The sequence below is a fragment of the Chryseolinea sp. T2 genome (assembly GCF_037203685.1).
Lineage (GTDB): Bacteria > Bacteroidota > Bacteroidia > Cytophagales > Cyclobacteriaceae > Chryseolinea.
The window spans coordinates 89,469-104,553 of the sequence record NZ_JBBCAU010000007.1; the positions used below are offsets into that span (position 1 = coordinate 89,469).

Annotated in this window: 16 protein-coding genes; 9 read left to right on the plus strand and 7 right to left on the minus strand. The window is 45.7% G+C overall.

The genetic code is table 11. The features are described from left to right. Window positions 1-81: 81 nt before the first annotated feature. Window positions 82-1,485, minus strand: coding sequence for a sigma-54-dependent transcriptional regulator (locus WBG78_RS21515; protein ID WP_337328556.1), 1,404 nt, complete (start codon window positions 1,483-1,485; stop codon window positions 82-84). A gap of 33 nt (window positions 1,486-1,518) precedes the next feature. Then, window positions 1,519-1,878 carry a response regulator gene (locus WBG78_RS21520; RefSeq protein WP_337328557.1) on the minus strand — a complete coding sequence of 120 codons (360 nt, stop codon included), beginning with the start codon at window positions 1,876-1,878 and terminating at the stop codon, window positions 1,519-1,521. 231 nt (window positions 1,879-2,109) lie between these two features. Between WBG78_RS21520 and WBG78_RS21525 the strand changes: the two genes are divergently transcribed. The 3 genes from WBG78_RS21525 (at window position 2,110) to WBG78_RS21535 (ending at window position 4,431) form a co-directional block, all read left to right on the plus strand. Further along, window positions 2,110-2,262 (plus strand): lmo0937 family membrane protein, encoded by a 153-nt coding sequence (locus WBG78_RS21525; RefSeq protein ID WP_337328558.1) that lies wholly within the window; start codon window positions 2,110-2,112, stop codon window positions 2,260-2,262. Window positions 2,263-2,328: 66 nt separating this feature from the next. Further along, on the plus strand, window positions 2,329-4,095 hold the full coding sequence (locus WBG78_RS21530; protein ID WP_337328559.1) for a DUF748 domain-containing protein: 1,767 nt from the start codon (window positions 2,329-2,331) through the stop codon (window positions 4,093-4,095). Window positions 4,096-4,221: 126 nt separating this feature from the next. Further along, entirely contained in the window at window positions 4,222-4,431 is a 210-nt protein-coding gene (locus WBG78_RS21535) for a hypothetical protein (protein ID WP_337328560.1), read from the plus strand. Between the two features lie 39 nt (window positions 4,432-4,470). On the opposite strand, the gene WBG78_RS21540 is transcribed toward WBG78_RS21535, so the two are convergent. Continuing rightward, on the minus strand, window positions 4,471-6,411 hold the full coding sequence (locus WBG78_RS21540; RefSeq protein ID WP_337328561.1) for a hypothetical protein: 1,941 nt from the start codon (window positions 6,409-6,411) through the stop codon (window positions 4,471-4,473). A 64-nt stretch (window positions 6,412-6,475) separates the two neighbouring features. Beyond that, window positions 6,476-7,435, minus strand: coding sequence for a YihY/virulence factor BrkB family protein (locus WBG78_RS21545; protein WP_337328562.1), 960 nt, complete (start codon window positions 7,433-7,435; stop codon window positions 6,476-6,478). A gap of 246 nt (window positions 7,436-7,681) precedes the next feature. Here WBG78_RS21545 and WBG78_RS21550 point away from each other — a divergent pair, with 246 nt between their 5' ends. The 4 genes from WBG78_RS21550 to WBG78_RS21565 all read left to right on the plus strand — a co-directional run bounded on the left by WBG78_RS21550 (window position 7,682) and on the right by WBG78_RS21565 (window position 9,887). Next, the gene (locus tag WBG78_RS21550; protein ID WP_337328563.1) at window positions 7,682-8,833 is read left to right on the plus strand and encodes an AI-2E family transporter; all 1,152 of its coding nucleotides are present in this window, start codon (window positions 7,682-7,684) and stop codon (window positions 8,831-8,833) included. A gap of 121 nt (window positions 8,834-8,954) precedes the next feature. Next, complete coding sequence (locus WBG78_RS21555) at window positions 8,955-9,206, plus strand: YtxH domain-containing protein (RefSeq protein ID WP_337328564.1); 252 nt, start codon at window positions 8,955-8,957, stop codon at window positions 9,204-9,206. A 17-nt stretch (window positions 9,207-9,223) separates the two neighbouring features. Beyond that, window positions 9,224-9,574: a hypothetical protein gene (locus WBG78_RS21560; RefSeq protein WP_337328565.1), complete on the plus strand. Its 351-nt coding sequence runs from the start codon at window positions 9,224-9,226 to the stop codon at window positions 9,572-9,574. Further along, window positions 9,561-9,887, plus strand: coding sequence for a hypothetical protein (locus WBG78_RS21565; protein WP_337328566.1), 327 nt, complete (start codon window positions 9,561-9,563; stop codon window positions 9,885-9,887). The genes WBG78_RS21560 and WBG78_RS21565 overlap by 14 nt, the downstream gene beginning before the upstream one ends. A gap of 94 nt (window positions 9,888-9,981) precedes the next feature. Here WBG78_RS21565 and WBG78_RS21570 read toward each other — a convergent pair whose 3' ends face one another. Then, window positions 9,982-10,854: a hypothetical protein gene (locus WBG78_RS21570; RefSeq protein ID WP_337328567.1), complete on the minus strand. Its 873-nt coding sequence runs from the start codon at window positions 10,852-10,854 to the stop codon at window positions 9,982-9,984. A 292-nt stretch (window positions 10,855-11,146) separates the two neighbouring features. Here WBG78_RS21570 and WBG78_RS21575 point away from each other — a divergent pair, with 292 nt between their 5' ends. Beyond that, window positions 11,147-12,391 (plus strand): asparagine synthetase B, encoded by a 1,245-nt coding sequence (locus tag WBG78_RS21575; protein ID WP_337328568.1) that lies wholly within the window; start codon window positions 11,147-11,149, stop codon window positions 12,389-12,391. Window positions 12,392-13,097: 706 nt separating this feature from the next. On the opposite strand, the gene WBG78_RS21580 is transcribed toward WBG78_RS21575, so the two are convergent. Together WBG78_RS21580 and arfB are read right to left on the minus strand one after the other, a co-directional pair. Continuing rightward, window positions 13,098-13,535, minus strand: a complete 438-nt coding sequence (locus WBG78_RS21580) for a tellurite resistance TerB family protein (RefSeq protein ID WP_337328569.1) — start codon at window positions 13,533-13,535, stop codon at window positions 13,098-13,100. Between the two features lie 194 nt (window positions 13,536-13,729). Continuing rightward, window positions 13,730-14,176: an alternative ribosome rescue aminoacyl-tRNA hydrolase ArfB gene (gene arfB / locus WBG78_RS21585; protein WP_337328570.1), complete on the minus strand. Its 447-nt coding sequence runs from the start codon at window positions 14,174-14,176 to the stop codon at window positions 13,730-13,732. 279 nt (window positions 14,177-14,455) lie between these two features. Between arfB and WBG78_RS21590 the strand changes: the two genes are divergently transcribed. After that, complete coding sequence (locus WBG78_RS21590; RefSeq protein WP_337328571.1) at window positions 14,456-14,983, plus strand: hypothetical protein; 528 nt, start codon at window positions 14,456-14,458, stop codon at window positions 14,981-14,983. The last annotated feature ends 102 nt before the right edge of the window (window positions 14,984-15,085 follow it).

Consider the following 15,085-nt stretch of genomic DNA (forward strand, 5'->3'; position numbering starts at 1 on the left):
TTCAAAGGTTATCCGCCAGTGGCGGATAACCTTTCCGTTGTTCGTGCGCTCAAAACCTTGCCTTTCGCTTTACGACAAGCATCAGGCATTAATACTGTACAGCTTAAGCTTATTGTAAAGTGTCTTGCGATCAATTTTCAAAAGCTCCGCTGCCTTTGACTTATTATAGTTCACCTTCTCCAAAACTTCGATAATCACCTGCCGCTCCGCCGATCCGGCAATTGATTTAAGCAGGCCCACATTGTCCTCCACCAGTGCGCCGGCAGTAACTGTTGCCGAGTTAGACTGAATGATTTCATGCGGAAGGCTGTCCGATTCAATGGTATCACCGGTAGTAAGAAGAACAGCACGCTTCACCACGTTATTCAGCTCGCGAAGGTTGCCATGCCAGTAGTAGTTACTAAGCTGATCAGTCACAGCAGGAGAAAAAGACGTCACGTTCTTGTTCAGCGACTGATTGGCCTTCTCGAGGAAGTAGTTGCCAAAGACCATAATATCATCCTTGCGTTCGCGCAAAGGCGATAACTGAATCTTGAACTCGTTCAGACGGTGATAAAGATCTTCTCTAAACCTTCCTTCCTTCACCGCCTTATTGAGATCTTCATTTGTTGCGGCAATGATCCGAACATCAATAGCAATATCTTTGGTTGCACCAATGCGCTTAATGCGTCGTTCCTGAATCACACGAAGCAGCTTTACCTGGTTTTCATACGAGAGGTTTCCAATCTCATCGAGGAAGATTGTACCACCATCTGCTACTTCAAAGCTTCCGGGCTTATCACTGATCGCGCCGGTAAAAGCACCTTTGACGTGACCAAACAACTCGCTACCCGCTAGCTCTTTTGGCAACGCACCACAGTCTATTGCTATGAAAGGTTTATCTGATCGTTTACTAAACTGGTGAATAGACTGGGCGACAAATTCCTTCCCCGTTCCGGTTTCACCATGAATAATAACCGACATCTCAGCCGGAGCAATGAGCTCGATGTATTTTTGAACTGTTTGAGACTGAATGCTCTTTCCAACAATATAGTTATTGTTCGCATAGACATTCTTTCTTGGAGCCGTGCCTTTTGCCTTGTCCTCAACGGCAGGCTCAGCACGCTCAACCTGATTTCGCTTTTCGTTCTTAGCTATTGTTTCGCGGATCGTCACCAGCAACTCATCCGGATATAACGGTTTGGTTACATAGTCACTTGCTCCATAGCGGAACGTCTCCACAGCAATTCGAACGTCGGAATAACCGGTGATAATGATCACCGCAGCGCTGGGCTGAAGCAACTTTATCTTACGCAGCATTTCCACACCCGTATGGTCAGGAAGGCGATAGTCACAAAGGATGGCCGAGTACTGGTTCGAGCGCAGCAATTGCAAACCATCTTCGCCTTTGTGCGCCACGTTTACCTCATAATTGTTCTTTGTGAGAAAGCGCGATAATACAAGGCAAATGTCCTTGTCGTCATCAATGATCAATAGCTTGTGCATAAAATCAAATTACCAGTTCGTACGTTTAGATTATCAGTGTGTTAGGAAGTTGAGCTTCTGAAGCGATTCATCGATCGCTTTCTTTGTAAAAGGTTTTGCCAGGAACAGTGACGCCCCTTTTTGCAATGCTTTCATTTTTTCATTGTCATAGGCGCTGATGACGATAACCTTGGTCGGCGAATTGGATTCCTGCAGAACCTTGATCACGTCGTAACCGGAGCCATCAGCGAGATTCAGATCGACAAATAACAAGTCATACGGCGAAGCCGATAATTTGCTTACCGCCTCCGCCCTGGAAAGTGAATACGTAACGTCGTATCCCAGCTTCCGCAGGTACTGCGTAACCAGGAGACAAATCTCCTCTTCATCATCAACTACCAAAACTCTGCTCATTGCGGGGCGCGAATTATACAATCGTGGAAGGTAAAAATCATGCCATGCGGGTCCGCAATCCATTTTGGCCTTTCAGCATCTAATATGTAGAAAATATTCCACAGTTTTGAGGCACTCATACTCCATACTCTGGCATAAAAAGCCCTTGATTAACCCTTCCGAACAGGTTTATGGTGGCACGATAATCATAGTGGCCTGTTCAAAAACTTAATCAATCAAATAATCAATACTATGAGCAGTTTACTTTATGCCATCGCTGTGATCCTCGTGATCGCATGGGCACTTGGGTTCTTTGTATATAGCGCGGGTTCACTTATACATATCCTGTTAGTGATCGCCGTCATCGCTGTAATCTTCAGACTCATTCGCGGCGAGCGGGTTTAAACTAGTGGCTGTCATCGCCACCCCTAACCACTGTGCATGTGACGCTGACAGCCCTTCTTAAACTTTATGAAACGCAGCCTACCCTTCCGGACAATAGTAATCTCTCTCGTGGGATTGATTGTTCTTCTGGTAGTGGCAGACATCACATTATCCAAACTCGCGCTGAGAAAACTTAAGTCTGTATTCGAACAAGCGGGGATAACTGTGCGCACGGTCAACGTAGATTTGGTCACGCGTTCAGTATCGTTGAAAGGATTCGAATGGCGCACTGAAGAAAAAACAGACTCTCTCACTGAGGGCAACCGCCCGAAAGCCTTTTCCAAAGTTCAAATAAGCATAGAAACTATCCGGGCATCGTGGATCAATGTACTTGCCCTCGTTCGTAACAAAGAAGTTAACATAGGGTCTTTGACCCTTGCAGAAGGTAAGATTGTGGCGGATCGCAGGCTCCCGGACAAAACGAAGAATAATAATTCTCCTTCTACTGAAGAAAGCCCCCAGACGCGCCACCTGCCATTCAATCATCTTAGCATAGGCACTTTGTCTATTAAGAATGTTGAGCTCATAGTCCGACAGGACACTATCACAGAGCACAGAGCCTCCGTAGACCTCACCCTTCACAATGCCATTCTAGCTGAACCTGACCGTCTAGATGACGTCAATGCCTACACACTTGATGATTTTGACATTGCAGTGAAAGCGTACAAGATGACTGCCCAACGGAGCATGTACACGCTGGATGTGAAAGCAATCGCATTCAATAGCAAATCCAAAGAACTCACGCTAGAATCCATTGCCTTGATTCCCAGATATGGCAAATACAAATTTTCAAGGAGGCTAGGAAAGCAATTTGACCGATTTGTACTACGGGTTCCGAAGGTCGAACTGACCGGACTTGACATTAGCAAGATCCGCGACAGCATTATTACTGCCTCAAGCCTGAAAATCAAAAACGCCGACCTTTATGTGTTTCGTGACAAGCGTCTTCCTTTCATTAAGCATAATGATACGCCATTACCTGTCGAATTGATCCGAAAGCTGCGATTTGGATTCGCCCTTGACTCTCTCCTCCTGGTTGATACGAAGATCAAGTATGAAGAATTTCCTGAGAAAGGGTTTCAGACAGGCTATATACTCTTTGACAACCTGCAGGCCAACGTCGCCAAAGTAACCAACCGGGATTTCTATCCAGGTCACAAGCAGTCAGTTCTACATGTCACGTCGCGTGTGATGCAAAACGGGACGATCAAAGTCGACTTCACACTTCCTTACGATAAGGCGCAGGTCTATAATGCAAAGGGAAGAATATCCAATCTGCGTCTGGAAACTTTGAACCCAATGCTCGAGAGTCTCGCCTTCGTGAAAGTGGAGTCTGGACGTCTTAATGCATTGGATTTCGACTTCAGTTATGACAACGTCGCATCGCGCGGGAACCTGCTTGTCAATTATGAAAATCTTAAGATTGCCGGACTAACGAAGGACAAACAAGCCAAGGAGAATGATGTGAAATCATTTGCGCTGAACTTGTTTGTAAAAAAGGATAAAGGCAAAGAAGTGCCTGTAGAAAAGAGAAGCGGAAAGATCTACTATGAGCGCGATCAGCGCAGAGCAGTATTCAATGTTTGGGTGAAGTCATTGTTCTCAGGTGTGAAGTCGAGCGTTGTCGACCCTCCTTCCGAGCGAAAACCTCAGACTCGCAAAGAGAAACGCGATTCAATAAGGCATCTCCGGAAAGAGAACAGGGAAAAGAAAAAGAAGGAACGTCAGGAAGAGAAAAACGAGAAGCGCACGGAGAAATCTGATAGCGTTAACGTCATCACCTCACGCATATAGTGATCACTTATGTAGATACAAGTCTCCATCTGACCCAAAAACAACTTCAGGCCAATCTTAAAATGGAAAGGCTGCATCGTCGATCGCTCTAACACAATCAATCTATAAATCAAACTTAAACTAACTATGAAAAACTTCGGAATCGTTTTGCTTGTATTGGGCCTTATCATGACTGTGTTCACCGGCTTCAATGTAATCACCAAAAAAGAAGTGGTTGACCTGGGTCCTGTCGAGATTAACAAAGAAGAGAAGACACCAATCTATTGGTCGCCGATCACCGGAGCCGTACTGGCCGCCGCTGGTCTGGTTATTATCTTCGTCGGAAAACGTAAGTGATGATTGCGTCTAAGATGTTTACGTGGGTGCGGGACATTATCAATCAAATGTCCGCACCTGCGGCTTGAAGTTCGTTGAAACAGGAAAAAGATCGGGAAGTGTAGTAATGAAACGCAACTGCCACGCGGCAGGGAAAGGTGAATTCTTCCCATAATAACCCAACTCTATTGTGAATCCAGGTAAGACGAGATTTTCGTTCAGCATTCTTATGCCGGCCTTTACTGAATAAAACAAAGAGCGCCGGTCGATCAGGTCGTCTTTCGACAACAAATAGATATCGCCCCTGTAATACAATGTGAATTGAAACCCATAGAAATACCAGGGCATAAAATAATCTGATTCCAACCCGATAGATAGGCGGCGGTTTCCAACCGGAATGTTTCCCTGGTTGTCCCGCCATTTACCTGTCACGATAAGCGTTCGGTCCAGGATTCGGTTGTAGCCCCGGGTCCATTCGAAGAAAATGAAATTACGCATCTGTGTTCTGCGCAATCTGATAAGGTCACTAAACGCAGTTGCATTCAGCGAAAGCAAACCATCCTGACCCTTTCCATTTACGAGATATGTGCCGCCAGTTGCCAAAACGTTTAAATAGCCAACGCGTGGAAAGTACTTGCCCATCGTTAAATCAAGCTGAAAATAATTGCGGTCATTGAACTCACTAAACTCATGACCATACATGAATCCAACACCTGCACCTACTGGTATATCCTCTGTCCGCCCGAAGCCGCGTATCCGAAGACTTTTAAGGTAGTTTCGCTTGACGAGCCAGATATTTCCTGCAACCATCGTTCTGTCATGCAAAAAGACATTTGAATCACTTGACACAAATGGGCGCTGACTGTATTTACGTTCATTGACAAGAGCATTAAGTATCAGGTTAGTCCGTTTCCTGATCTGAAACGAACGACCACCCCAAATCTCAAACATCGTCAGTTGATGAGGTGTACGTAGCGTGTCATATCCATCGATATAAAAATTCTCGTGACTCTGATTGTAAGTAAGACCTCCGCCAACTTTTATTTCCGGCGTGAAGTAATCGCGACTGAAAGAAACACCAACGCGCTCCTGCATAAAGTTGTTCGTATATACCGCCTCGCCTTTGATGAAGCTTCCAAAAAGATTAGGATGACCCAATGCGAATTCCCATCCGTTGTGTGGCTGGTAATACTCGTTTCTATAGTATGATATGCGGGCAAGAGTACCCGTACCCCCAAGGTTAACATGAAACACGTCGAAGCGAAAGTCCTTCCAGGATCTCCTTGCACCTGCAAATCCCAATGAAGCAACGTCCTGGGTAGCGACCACAACATGGACCGCGTTCTTGTCCTTCTTGTCCCTGGACAGATAAATTCTCGCATCCCTCAACGGCCTGAATTGGCGCAATACTCTTTCGTTGTCAGCGAGGCGATAGGCATCTACCTCTTCGCCAGCTTTAATCAAAAGATTGCGCTGAACCAGGCGTGTGCGGGTGTCGCGGTGAACACGATTGACAAATACACCTACTTTCGTCGTGGCCTTTTGGAGCGTATCTATAACGGATCCCTCCAGGACATCTACCTGCCTTATCGAAATAGATTTGATCTTCATTCCCTCAAAGGGCTTGAAAACTTCCTCGCTTACAATGATTGAATTGACGAGACGCTCCTTGTTGCCATGCTTCTTCATCACCATGTTGAAGACGTCTTTGGTAACCTTCCCGGACGCTGCTCTCTGTTCCAGACTATCATAAAACATGGCAGCAATAGCTGAAGGATTTCTTCGGATTTTCACATGACGGGCCTGCCGGGCGGGCACTTTCACCGTGGTGTCCCGATGGGCCAGGAACGAGGTGTCACGCAGAATGACGAGATCGCCACGTTTAACTTTAAACGACCTTACTTCTTTGCTGGTATCTCCTTTCGCATTGCGCTTCTGCTGGGCCTTCAATGCTCCCACCGACACGAAAAATATTACAACAATCAAGAGGCATCGGTGCATCGCCTTGCGCATTTAATCTCATAAGTTATAGAATGATCCATCGAATTCACACGACGCGCTCTTTTCAAGTATGTCTCAACGGACTCTTTTCGACAGCGGTGGTTTCATTCTTCTCGTTCTTCTCCAGTTCAATGGTCTGTACCTTTACCGCCGTCTCGTAAGGTTCAATCTTGCTTCCTGATTCTTCAGCATATACCGAAGTAAGCTCAGCTCCAAACAGAAAAATAACCGTCGAGTAATAGACCCAAACCAGGACTATCACCAATGAACCGGCGGCACCGTAAGCTGAATTAAACGTGCTGTTGCCCAGATAAAATCCTATGAGATATTTTCCCAGACCGAAAAGTATTGTTGTAATCGCCGCACCCACCCATACATCACGCCATTTGATTTTTGCATCGGGAAGCACTTTGAACAACAGTCCAAAAATCACCGTCACAAGTGCCAGCGATATAACAATGTTGACCATATTCAGAACATACAACGTTATTCCGGCGAGCATCCTAGAGAGTATCTCCTGAAAGATCACGAGCACAGCATCGATCACAAGAGAAACGAGAAGCAGGAATCCGATGGAAGCCACCATGGCCAGCGACAATAATCTATTAAGCAGAAACTTGATCAGACCGCGTTTGGGTTTAGGCTTTATGCCCCAGATTTTATTAAGTGTTGTTTGCAGAGAAATGAATACAGTGGTAGCACTGAACGCTAGTGTAATGATACCCACCACTTTCGCGAAGGTACTGGTTGCATCAAAAGTTGCATGCGATAATATTGACCTGATCTCATTAGCGCTATCTGGTCCAATCAGGCGCCCGACCTGGCTCAGCAACTCCTCTTCTACAACGTTGCGTTCATAGAATGCGGCCCCTATAGCCAATGCTATTATTAGTACGGCCGGCAGAGAGAATATCGTGTAGAAAGCGATGGAGGAGGCATAAGACGCTGAATCATCCGCAATGAAGTTGCTGACTGTCTTTTTAAGTATTGTCCAGGAAGAAACTCCAAGATGTTTAAGACCCATCTCATTTGATTTTTACTGCGACGAAATCAAAACAAGAACTGCGCCTTGAATAAAGTTAGCCCCTATGCTCCGATCAATTCAAACACGCACAACACAATGTTTTAATGTAGAAATTGAAGCGGCGCGTGTGGACAATTTTACACAGCAGATGTCGTCATGAAACCAGTCTCATCGAATCTTATACCTGATAACGAGTCGGTTTTGCTGGCACGGAAATTAAGTCTGGCTGAATAAAATCATCCTTGTATGGATAAGACCGCAGACAATTCCCCATTCTATCTAAAGTTCGGAGTATCCCTTTTGGCCATAGGCTTATTAGCAGCGGGCGTGGTTCTCGGGCGGGACATTATCATTCCTATTCTGTTCGCCATTCTTCTCGCGACGCTGCTCCTTCCGATCGTAAAGTTTCTCAAATCAAAAGGTCTTCATAAGGTTCTCTCCATACTAATACCGGTGGTCCTCACTTTTGTGACCTTCGTTGCTATTCTGTATTTCCTTTCGACGCAGATCATGCACTTCCTCGACGATGCGCCAGCATTGAAGGAACGCTTTGTTACACTGGGACATTCTTTTCAAAAATGGGTAAACGAACACATGAACATCGCTGTCTCCAAACAAAACGAATACATTGAAGACACCGTCGCAGGCATAAAAGAAAAAAGCCCGCAGGTGGTAGGTAAAACGCTGGGCTCACTCACGGGCAGCCTTGCTTATGTCGTGCTCCTTCCCATTTATACCTTTCTTATTTTGTACTATCGGGAAACTATCAAGTACTTCATTGTCGGCGTATTCAAAAATGGAACAGAAGAAGAAGTACGCGATGTGCTGTTGCAATCAAGTACCATTGCGCAGAAATATGTAACAGGCCTGATGATAGAAACTACGATAGTATTCACTTTAAATACCATTGGCTTCCTCATACTGGGCATAAAGTATGTTGTATTTCTGGCCCTGCTCGCTGCATTGCTCAACCTCATTCCATACGTCGGTATGCTCGTCGCGAATATTTTCTGCATGGTCATTACGCTGGTTAGTTCTGAAGAACCTAAGCTCGTGCTGTGGGTGGGTGTTGTACTTGCCGTGGTTCAGATTATTGACAACAATTTTACAATGCCATGGATCGTTGGAAACAAAGTGCGGATAAACGCGCTTGTTACCATCGTTGGCGTTTTGGTAGGTGGTGCACTTTGCGGTATACCTGGCATGTTCCTCGCCATTCCTGGACTGGCAGTGTTGAAAGTAATCTTCGATAAAGTTCCTCAGCTTCGTCCATGGGGTGTACTGCTGGGTGATCAACTCCCTGGTGAATCAGACGAAAACAACACTGACGAAAAAAGTACAACGAAAAGACCACTTCGGATCCGAAGGCAGAAAGCAAAGTCACCTACATTCGAATAACGATTCTAAAACCGTTACGTTAAATAGGTGTACTGACGATGATGCCAGTAATGTAAGTGATGAAGTTGGCGCAGTAGTTGATGAGAAACAGAAAAGTATAAGAAAACAAACCAACATTATTATGAATACAACAACCAAATTCGTAGTGGGCATGGCTGCCGCAGCGGCTGCTGGAGCGATTATCGGAATGCTGTTCGCACCTGAGAAAGGTAAAGATCTTCAGAAGAAACTGGCTAACGGAACAAAGGATTGGTTATCCGAATTAGGATCGTTGATTGATATGGGCAAGGATGCCGTGGCCAAAGCAAAATCGAAATCTGAGAGTACCGCAGAAGAGATCGGTGCACAGCTGAAAGAGATGAGCAAGAACTGAAATTCAAATTCGGTACAATGGAAACGAGTGACAGGGAGCAGCAAAACGGAGTGGTTGATGCAGTGGGCGACTTGATTGAAACCTACCGCTGTTTCGTTAATGTCCGCATTGTCGAGAGCGCGGCGAGAGGGGGATCTGTTAGCATCTTTGGCATTTTAATTCTTGTCGTAGGTGTTTTCGTTCTCCTGTTCGCCGGGCTTGGAACCGCCTGGTGGATCGGCGATGCGATGCATAATATGAAAGCGGGTTTCTTTATAGTAGGCGGGTTTTATCTCTTCCTCCTGTTAATAGGTCTACTTACAGCAAACTCAACCATTCTTCCCTGGCTTCGGAATATTATCGTTCGCAACATCTATGAACAAGTTTAGCACATTCGATGAAGTGGTTGCTGAACGTAAGCGCCTCCAGGAAGATTTAAATCGGCAAAAAGGGTACTTGCGGTCGGAGTTTGTGGAGATACGCGAAAAAATTCAACCCGTGGCAAAGGTGTTATCGTTCTTTGCTCGTTCAGGCAACAATGGTCAAAGCACTGCTGGTACTCTTTTAAAGGCCGGATCAAACCTGGGCATCGATCTGCTGATCGGTCAGAAACTTAGAAAGGCAGGTTGGATTGCGCGACTTGTACTACCTCTGGTGATGAAATTCACTGCGCACAAAACTATTGACGCCGTGAGGAAATAAGTAAGGAAATAAAGGACTACGTCCCGGACGTAGTCAACCTCAATTGCACCGGCAAAGTTTTTACTTCTCGCAAGGTTGACCAGGCAGCTGCAGGCTAGCTGCGGAACCACTTCATGAACTTACCAAACCAGGTAGTTGGCTGTTCGTTCAGAATAGTCTCGTTTATTTGCTCCAGTGGCTCCTCAATCAATCTCGCCGCCTTGGTTGGAGGAGAATGCTTCACTCGCTTTTGGTAGTTCTGGGTTCGCTTCTCTTTTTCCTGTGCGGCTTTCTCCTTTCTGCGCTGAAGCTCCTCTTCGATTTCGCGCTCGCGTTGCGCAGCGATAGGATTCTTATAAGGCCGTTGTTCCCTTGGGTGCTTGTTTTGAGATCGACGCTTGTCATCGGGTCTGCGGCTTTCGCGGTTAAGGGGTCTGATATTCTCGGGACGAGAACCTGGACTTTCGGTACCAGGAGTTGTGGATGCGGTACCTTCACCTTCTGTCGATGCGGCTGCAGGTGCCTGCAACCCGTCAGCGTTCTCACCTGGCGCCGTCTCTTTTTTCCTCGGCTGAGGCAATTCGATTTTTCCTATCACCTTTAGGCCGGCAAGCTCGATTTTCGGAGCGCGAATAGTTTCGCTCTGGTCATTGGGCGTGGTTGTTAATGACGGCGTTGTTACTACCGGCTCAGAAGGTTGTTCTGGTGCGTTTGCTGGCTCCTCCGGTGGGTTCAATAAAGCCCGCTCATCTGCATTTTCAATGGGTGCATCGGAAATCTTTGCATCTGATGCCTGGGACTGCTCTTCAACAGTTTGTTTCGAATCGAAAATTTCCGACGGCGCAAAATGCGCATACAATGAACGAATGTGAACCTCTTCAAGCTTAACGTTGCTCCCCTCCTCTACTGCCAGATTCTGACCCGACAAGTATCGAACAACTTCGCCCTGGCTAACACCTAACTTCCGGGCGATCTGACCTAATCTCATAGCGAAATGCTTTGTAATTCAATTTGTTGGTTCAAATATAATACCCCGGGATCATTATGTCGATTTCCGGATATCATAAAGATCCCGGGCAACACCGTACTTAATCCTTTGAACATAAAGCCCCTGGCCAGGACGTACCGCAAAAGCTGCTTGTGCAAACCGTTGTTTCTTAAGTGAAGGCGTTCGGTTTTCCCTCTCAGCCAAATCATCACAACGCCAGACAAACTATCATTGCAATTGATTTAAAAATTGCTGACCTTAATCATATCACGAACCGTTGTGGCGGTTGACTATGTTGAGAGGAGCAGTTTTGATATCGGTGCTCATAACGATCGGGCTGATGTGCTGCCGGGCCGGCTCGATACTGATTCCCATGGATCAACATCAGCAAAATCACCTTAAAGCTTATGGCCTTGCCTTTCATGCCTTAAAAGAAGGCGTGTATGTAGACTGGCTTCTGAACTACAGAGGAGGCAGCTTTCTCATACCGTATAGCGAAGACGTTGCCAGTGAATGCGTGGTTCGTGGAGTTTCCTTCGAAGCCGTTTCCGACATCAGAACAAATAATATCCTCCAGGAAATCGCGAGCCCTTCAGTAAATATGAATGTCGTTCGCCTTGAAACCGCTCCGAGAATTGCTGTCTATTCCATCAAGAACGAACTGATTGCAGATGAAACAGATGCTGTGATTACAGTACTGGACTATGCCGAGATACCATACACAATCATTTACGACGACGAGGTACTCACGGATGCACTGGCCTCTTATGACTGGCTGCATTTGCATCACGAAGATTTCACAGGGCAGCATTGGCGTTTTATGTGGCGCGAGTCGGCCATCCTCGAATCAAAGATGCAGGAAGCCACAGCAACCAGACTCGGCTATTCATCTGTGTCACAAATGAAATCGGAAGTAGCGCACAAGATTAAAGGCTTCTGCGCAGGAGGCGGCTACCTGTTTGCCATGTGCTCCGGTGCCGAAACCTTTGATATCGCACTGGCCGCCGATGGCCTCGAATTTCTTGAAGGTTCTTTCGATGATGATGCACCAGACATTCAAAGTAAGCTGGATTATTCGAAGACTCTTGCCTTTGAAAATTTTACCCTCGAGTTCGGCAACAGCAGACGATTCTCTAACATCAATACAGGGCGGCCTGATTTTTTTGAAAGCAGCAAAGACTTCTTTCGCCTCTTTAGCTTCTCCGCCAAGTGGGACATCATTCCTTCTATGCTGACCCAGGATCACGAGTATGTCATCAAAGAATTCACAGGGCAAACAACATCCTTCCTCAAAACTCTCGTAAAACCGGAAGCGCTCGTTCTTGGGGAAAACGATGAAGCTGGAAACGTCCGATACATCTATGGTGAACTGGGCAAAGGGCACTGGACTTACTATGGTGGTCATGATCCCGAAGGATCACCTGGCAGACGAAGAGGTGTAACGGATCTCAATCTTTACCCGCACTCGCCCGGCTATCGTTTAATTCTCAACAATGTCCTGTTTCCTTCTGCCAAAAAGAAAAAGCAGAAGACGTGAGGTCCATTCGTAGCTTTAAGAGTGACGCGCATTGCGGTTATTATTGAATGCTTTGAGTCTCGTCTTGTGACAATTGCCCCCTACACTTTTGGATGAACATGCGTGAATATAAAAACGTGCAATGAAATAATTTGAATTGCGACAGTACATTCCAAATCATCAAATCAACAAATCAACAAATCAACAAATGATTTGTGCATAACTTAGTGCAAAAGTTGTGGAGTAATAAATGATATCTTTTTTGGATTGTCATTAGTTGAGAGGGTATCTTCATATCACCAATTAACAAACAAGTCACCGCGTAGGTCAGACAAAACAGGTAAACAAAATTTTGTTTCCTTCGGGAGATAAAACTAAAGAAGCCTGGAGAGTTTGATCGTGTCGGTGCGAATCTCAGGATCTCGCAACTGATTCGGAACATAAGATCATTCGCAAGGATGAACTTGGAGAAGAAAATCGTAAGATGCTTCAATCCAGTTTCAATGAGATGACTTAGTGATTGGATGTTGAGTGATTATTACGATAATCATGCAACGAAGACGGGAGCAGTCATTAACGTGGTTGCTCCCGTTTTCCTTTTTGGAGCAGCCTTAGAAATCTCTTGCCTACAACTGTTATTCCGACAACTTAAGCGGCTGGGTATTGTTCCGCGATACGTTTTGAGCTACTGACCTGGTTTGCGATTTGTTTCCAGAAATTGCTACTATTAAAACAATGCCAATCTGGGATTGGAAAGATTCGGAGCGATCTGCTCGATAATCACTGCGTTCACCTTTCGCATAAGCTCCTTTTGCACACCCATGATTACATCGAGCGGCAGTTGAAGTTCGCGGTGATAGATCTTGTAAATGAATTGCCACTCGGCACGGTCCATGAAACCATCGGCATTGGCCAGAACACAAAGCCAGGCAATGCAACGGATCTGCAAAGGCTTGGGCAGCCTCTTTAATTCAACGATACACTCCTTATACAAAGCGGCCAGATCCCGGTCCTGAAGGGCAGTAACTAAGCGATCGAATTCTGCTTCGCTGATTTGCTCGGCTTCCATCATGCGCTTTCCCAACGCGATTTCGCCTTCGTTAACCTTGCCGTCGCAGTGTATGAGCATGTAATACAAACGGATGATAATAGACTTGAAGCTCATGTTATTAACTCTTAACAAAATGATATCATTGAAAAACGTGCCACTGGACAAATAGCTTAAAACACCTCAAAAATGGCCTTACCGCACGATTTCTTTGCCAAACTGGGACACGGCATTAGAAAATTGGAAAATCGGTCAAGTAGGAAAATGGCGCAAAAAGTCAAAAAATGAACTTCTGGGTAAAAACAATCGCCTCACGGCTTTTGACGCCACTTCTTCTTATCACTGTTCAACATCTTACTGAATTTACGCTTTTCGCGGGACGATTTGGTAGGCTTAGTCTTCTTCCTCGTTTTTTCAACATTTAAGGCGGTAAGAAGGAGCGAATTCAGTTTTTCTTCAACATCCAGTTTGTTCTGAAGTTGTGACCGGGATGCCTGACCGGACAGGATTAACACGCCTTCCTTTGTAAGGCGGGTGGCAAGTTTCTTAAGAATGCGATCCTTCTCGTCCCCGTTGAGTAACTGAGAATCCCGCACGTTAAACCGCAGCGTGATCTTTGTACTCACCTTGTTCACATTCTGCCCGCCCGGGCCATCGCTTCTAGACGCAGTAAATTCAAGCTCGCTGTTGAGGAACTTTGCATCTAACTTCCGTAGCGTTTTCGACGACTCGTTCATATTTCTTTTCTCTTCATTCATTCTTTCAACGTTATTCCATCCCTGAGCACCGTTTGGTTCTCTATTCCAACTCGCACATTCACCAACTTCATTCGCCAGCAGTCAGTATTTATACTTCAAAGACGTCGACCATGAAGCCAGTTTCAAATATAAGGCGTCAGGTAATGCAGCGAATCATAATTACGATTTCCGGGAGAAGATTTGAAACTCCCGCCTTGGCAACATGCCGCATGTATCTGGCGATCACCATTTTTTTTAACTCTAAAACTTCGTAGCTTAAATCAAAGCAGTCTGACTGATATGAAAAAATGGGTCCTGATAGCGAGTGCTGTCATGGTTGTTCAGATCATTACCTTTGTCACCATCGCCGATCGTCAGCTTACTGGCAAACTCATGGACGACGATTGGTGCAGCGCCATCCATCATTTCTCCGATACAATTCTCGTAAAAGACTTCTATACTACCGACTGCATGACGGGCGACTCCTGGAGCTACAGATCGCAGCAACTTAGTTCTCACCCGTCGTTGATAAAATCAAAATTCAATGTACAATTTGTAAAGTTTCAGCGTCGATCAGATCTCGACTCGTTGTTCCAGGAACAACTCCAACACCAGCTGTTTTATGTAACATGGACGGCCCAACCGCAGCCATTGAGTATCCACGGTCCATTTAGTATTAAGACCTATGAATGGGTGAGAGTGGGTGGGGGTGACTTTTACGAACGCGTAGTAACCTACCGTTGGACGCTTTTTTACTGGAGGAAGACATGGGAGCGCATCAGTCATGATAGTAAAGAACAGTTCACAATGAGTACCACGTATAATTAAGTGGTGCACCAACCTTACACTACCAGTCATTCGCTTTGGCAAACCGTTGATCCTCATACTCTGGGATGATTGGCTGCAATTGGATAAGTTTGATTACAACCC

Excerpts from the sequence above, each read along its gene's own strand:
- WBG78_RS21515 (WP_337328556.1), bottom strand. The coding sequence starts at position 1,485 with ATGCACAAGCTATTGATCATTGATGACGACAAGGACATTTGCCTTGTA.
- WBG78_RS21520 (WP_337328557.1), bottom strand. The coding sequence starts at position 1,878 with ATGAGCAGAGTTTTGGTAGTTGATGATGAAGAGGAGATTTGTCTCCTG.
- WBG78_RS21525 (WP_337328558.1), top strand. The coding sequence starts at position 2,110 with ATGAGCAGTTTACTTTATGCCATCGCTGTGATCCTCGTGATCGCATGG.
- WBG78_RS21530 (WP_337328559.1), top strand. The coding sequence starts at position 2,329 with ATGAAACGCAGCCTACCCTTCCGGACAATAGTAATCTCTCTCGTGGGA.
- WBG78_RS21535 (WP_337328560.1), top strand. The coding sequence starts at position 4,222 with ATGAAAAACTTCGGAATCGTTTTGCTTGTATTGGGCCTTATCATGACT.
- WBG78_RS21540 (WP_337328561.1), bottom strand. The coding sequence starts at position 6,411 with ATGCACCGATGCCTCTTGATTGTTGTAATATTTTTCGTGTCGGTGGGA.
- WBG78_RS21545 (WP_337328562.1), bottom strand. The coding sequence starts at position 7,435 with ATGGGTCTTAAACATCTTGGAGTTTCTTCCTGGACAATACTTAAAAAG.
- WBG78_RS21550 (WP_337328563.1), top strand. The coding sequence starts at position 7,682 with ATGGATAAGACCGCAGACAATTCCCCATTCTATCTAAAGTTCGGAGTA.
- WBG78_RS21555 (WP_337328564.1), top strand. The coding sequence starts at position 8,955 with ATGAATACAACAACCAAATTCGTAGTGGGCATGGCTGCCGCAGCGGCT.
- WBG78_RS21560 (WP_337328565.1), top strand. The coding sequence starts at position 9,224 with ATGGAAACGAGTGACAGGGAGCAGCAAAACGGAGTGGTTGATGCAGTG.
- WBG78_RS21565 (WP_337328566.1), top strand. The coding sequence starts at position 9,561 with ATGAACAAGTTTAGCACATTCGATGAAGTGGTTGCTGAACGTAAGCGC.
- WBG78_RS21570 (WP_337328567.1), bottom strand. The coding sequence starts at position 10,854 with ATGAGATTAGGTCAGATCGCCCGGAAGTTAGGTGTTAGCCAGGGCGAA.
- WBG78_RS21575 (WP_337328568.1), top strand. The coding sequence starts at position 11,147 with ATGTTGAGAGGAGCAGTTTTGATATCGGTGCTCATAACGATCGGGCTG.
- WBG78_RS21580 (WP_337328569.1), bottom strand. The coding sequence starts at position 13,535 with ATGAGCTTCAAGTCTATTATCATCCGTTTGTATTACATGCTCATACAC.
- arfB (WP_337328570.1), bottom strand. The coding sequence starts at position 14,176 with ATGAATGAAGAGAAAAGAAATATGAACGAGTCGTCGAAAACGCTACGG.
- WBG78_RS21590 (WP_337328571.1), top strand. The coding sequence starts at position 14,456 with ATGAAAAAATGGGTCCTGATAGCGAGTGCTGTCATGGTTGTTCAGATC.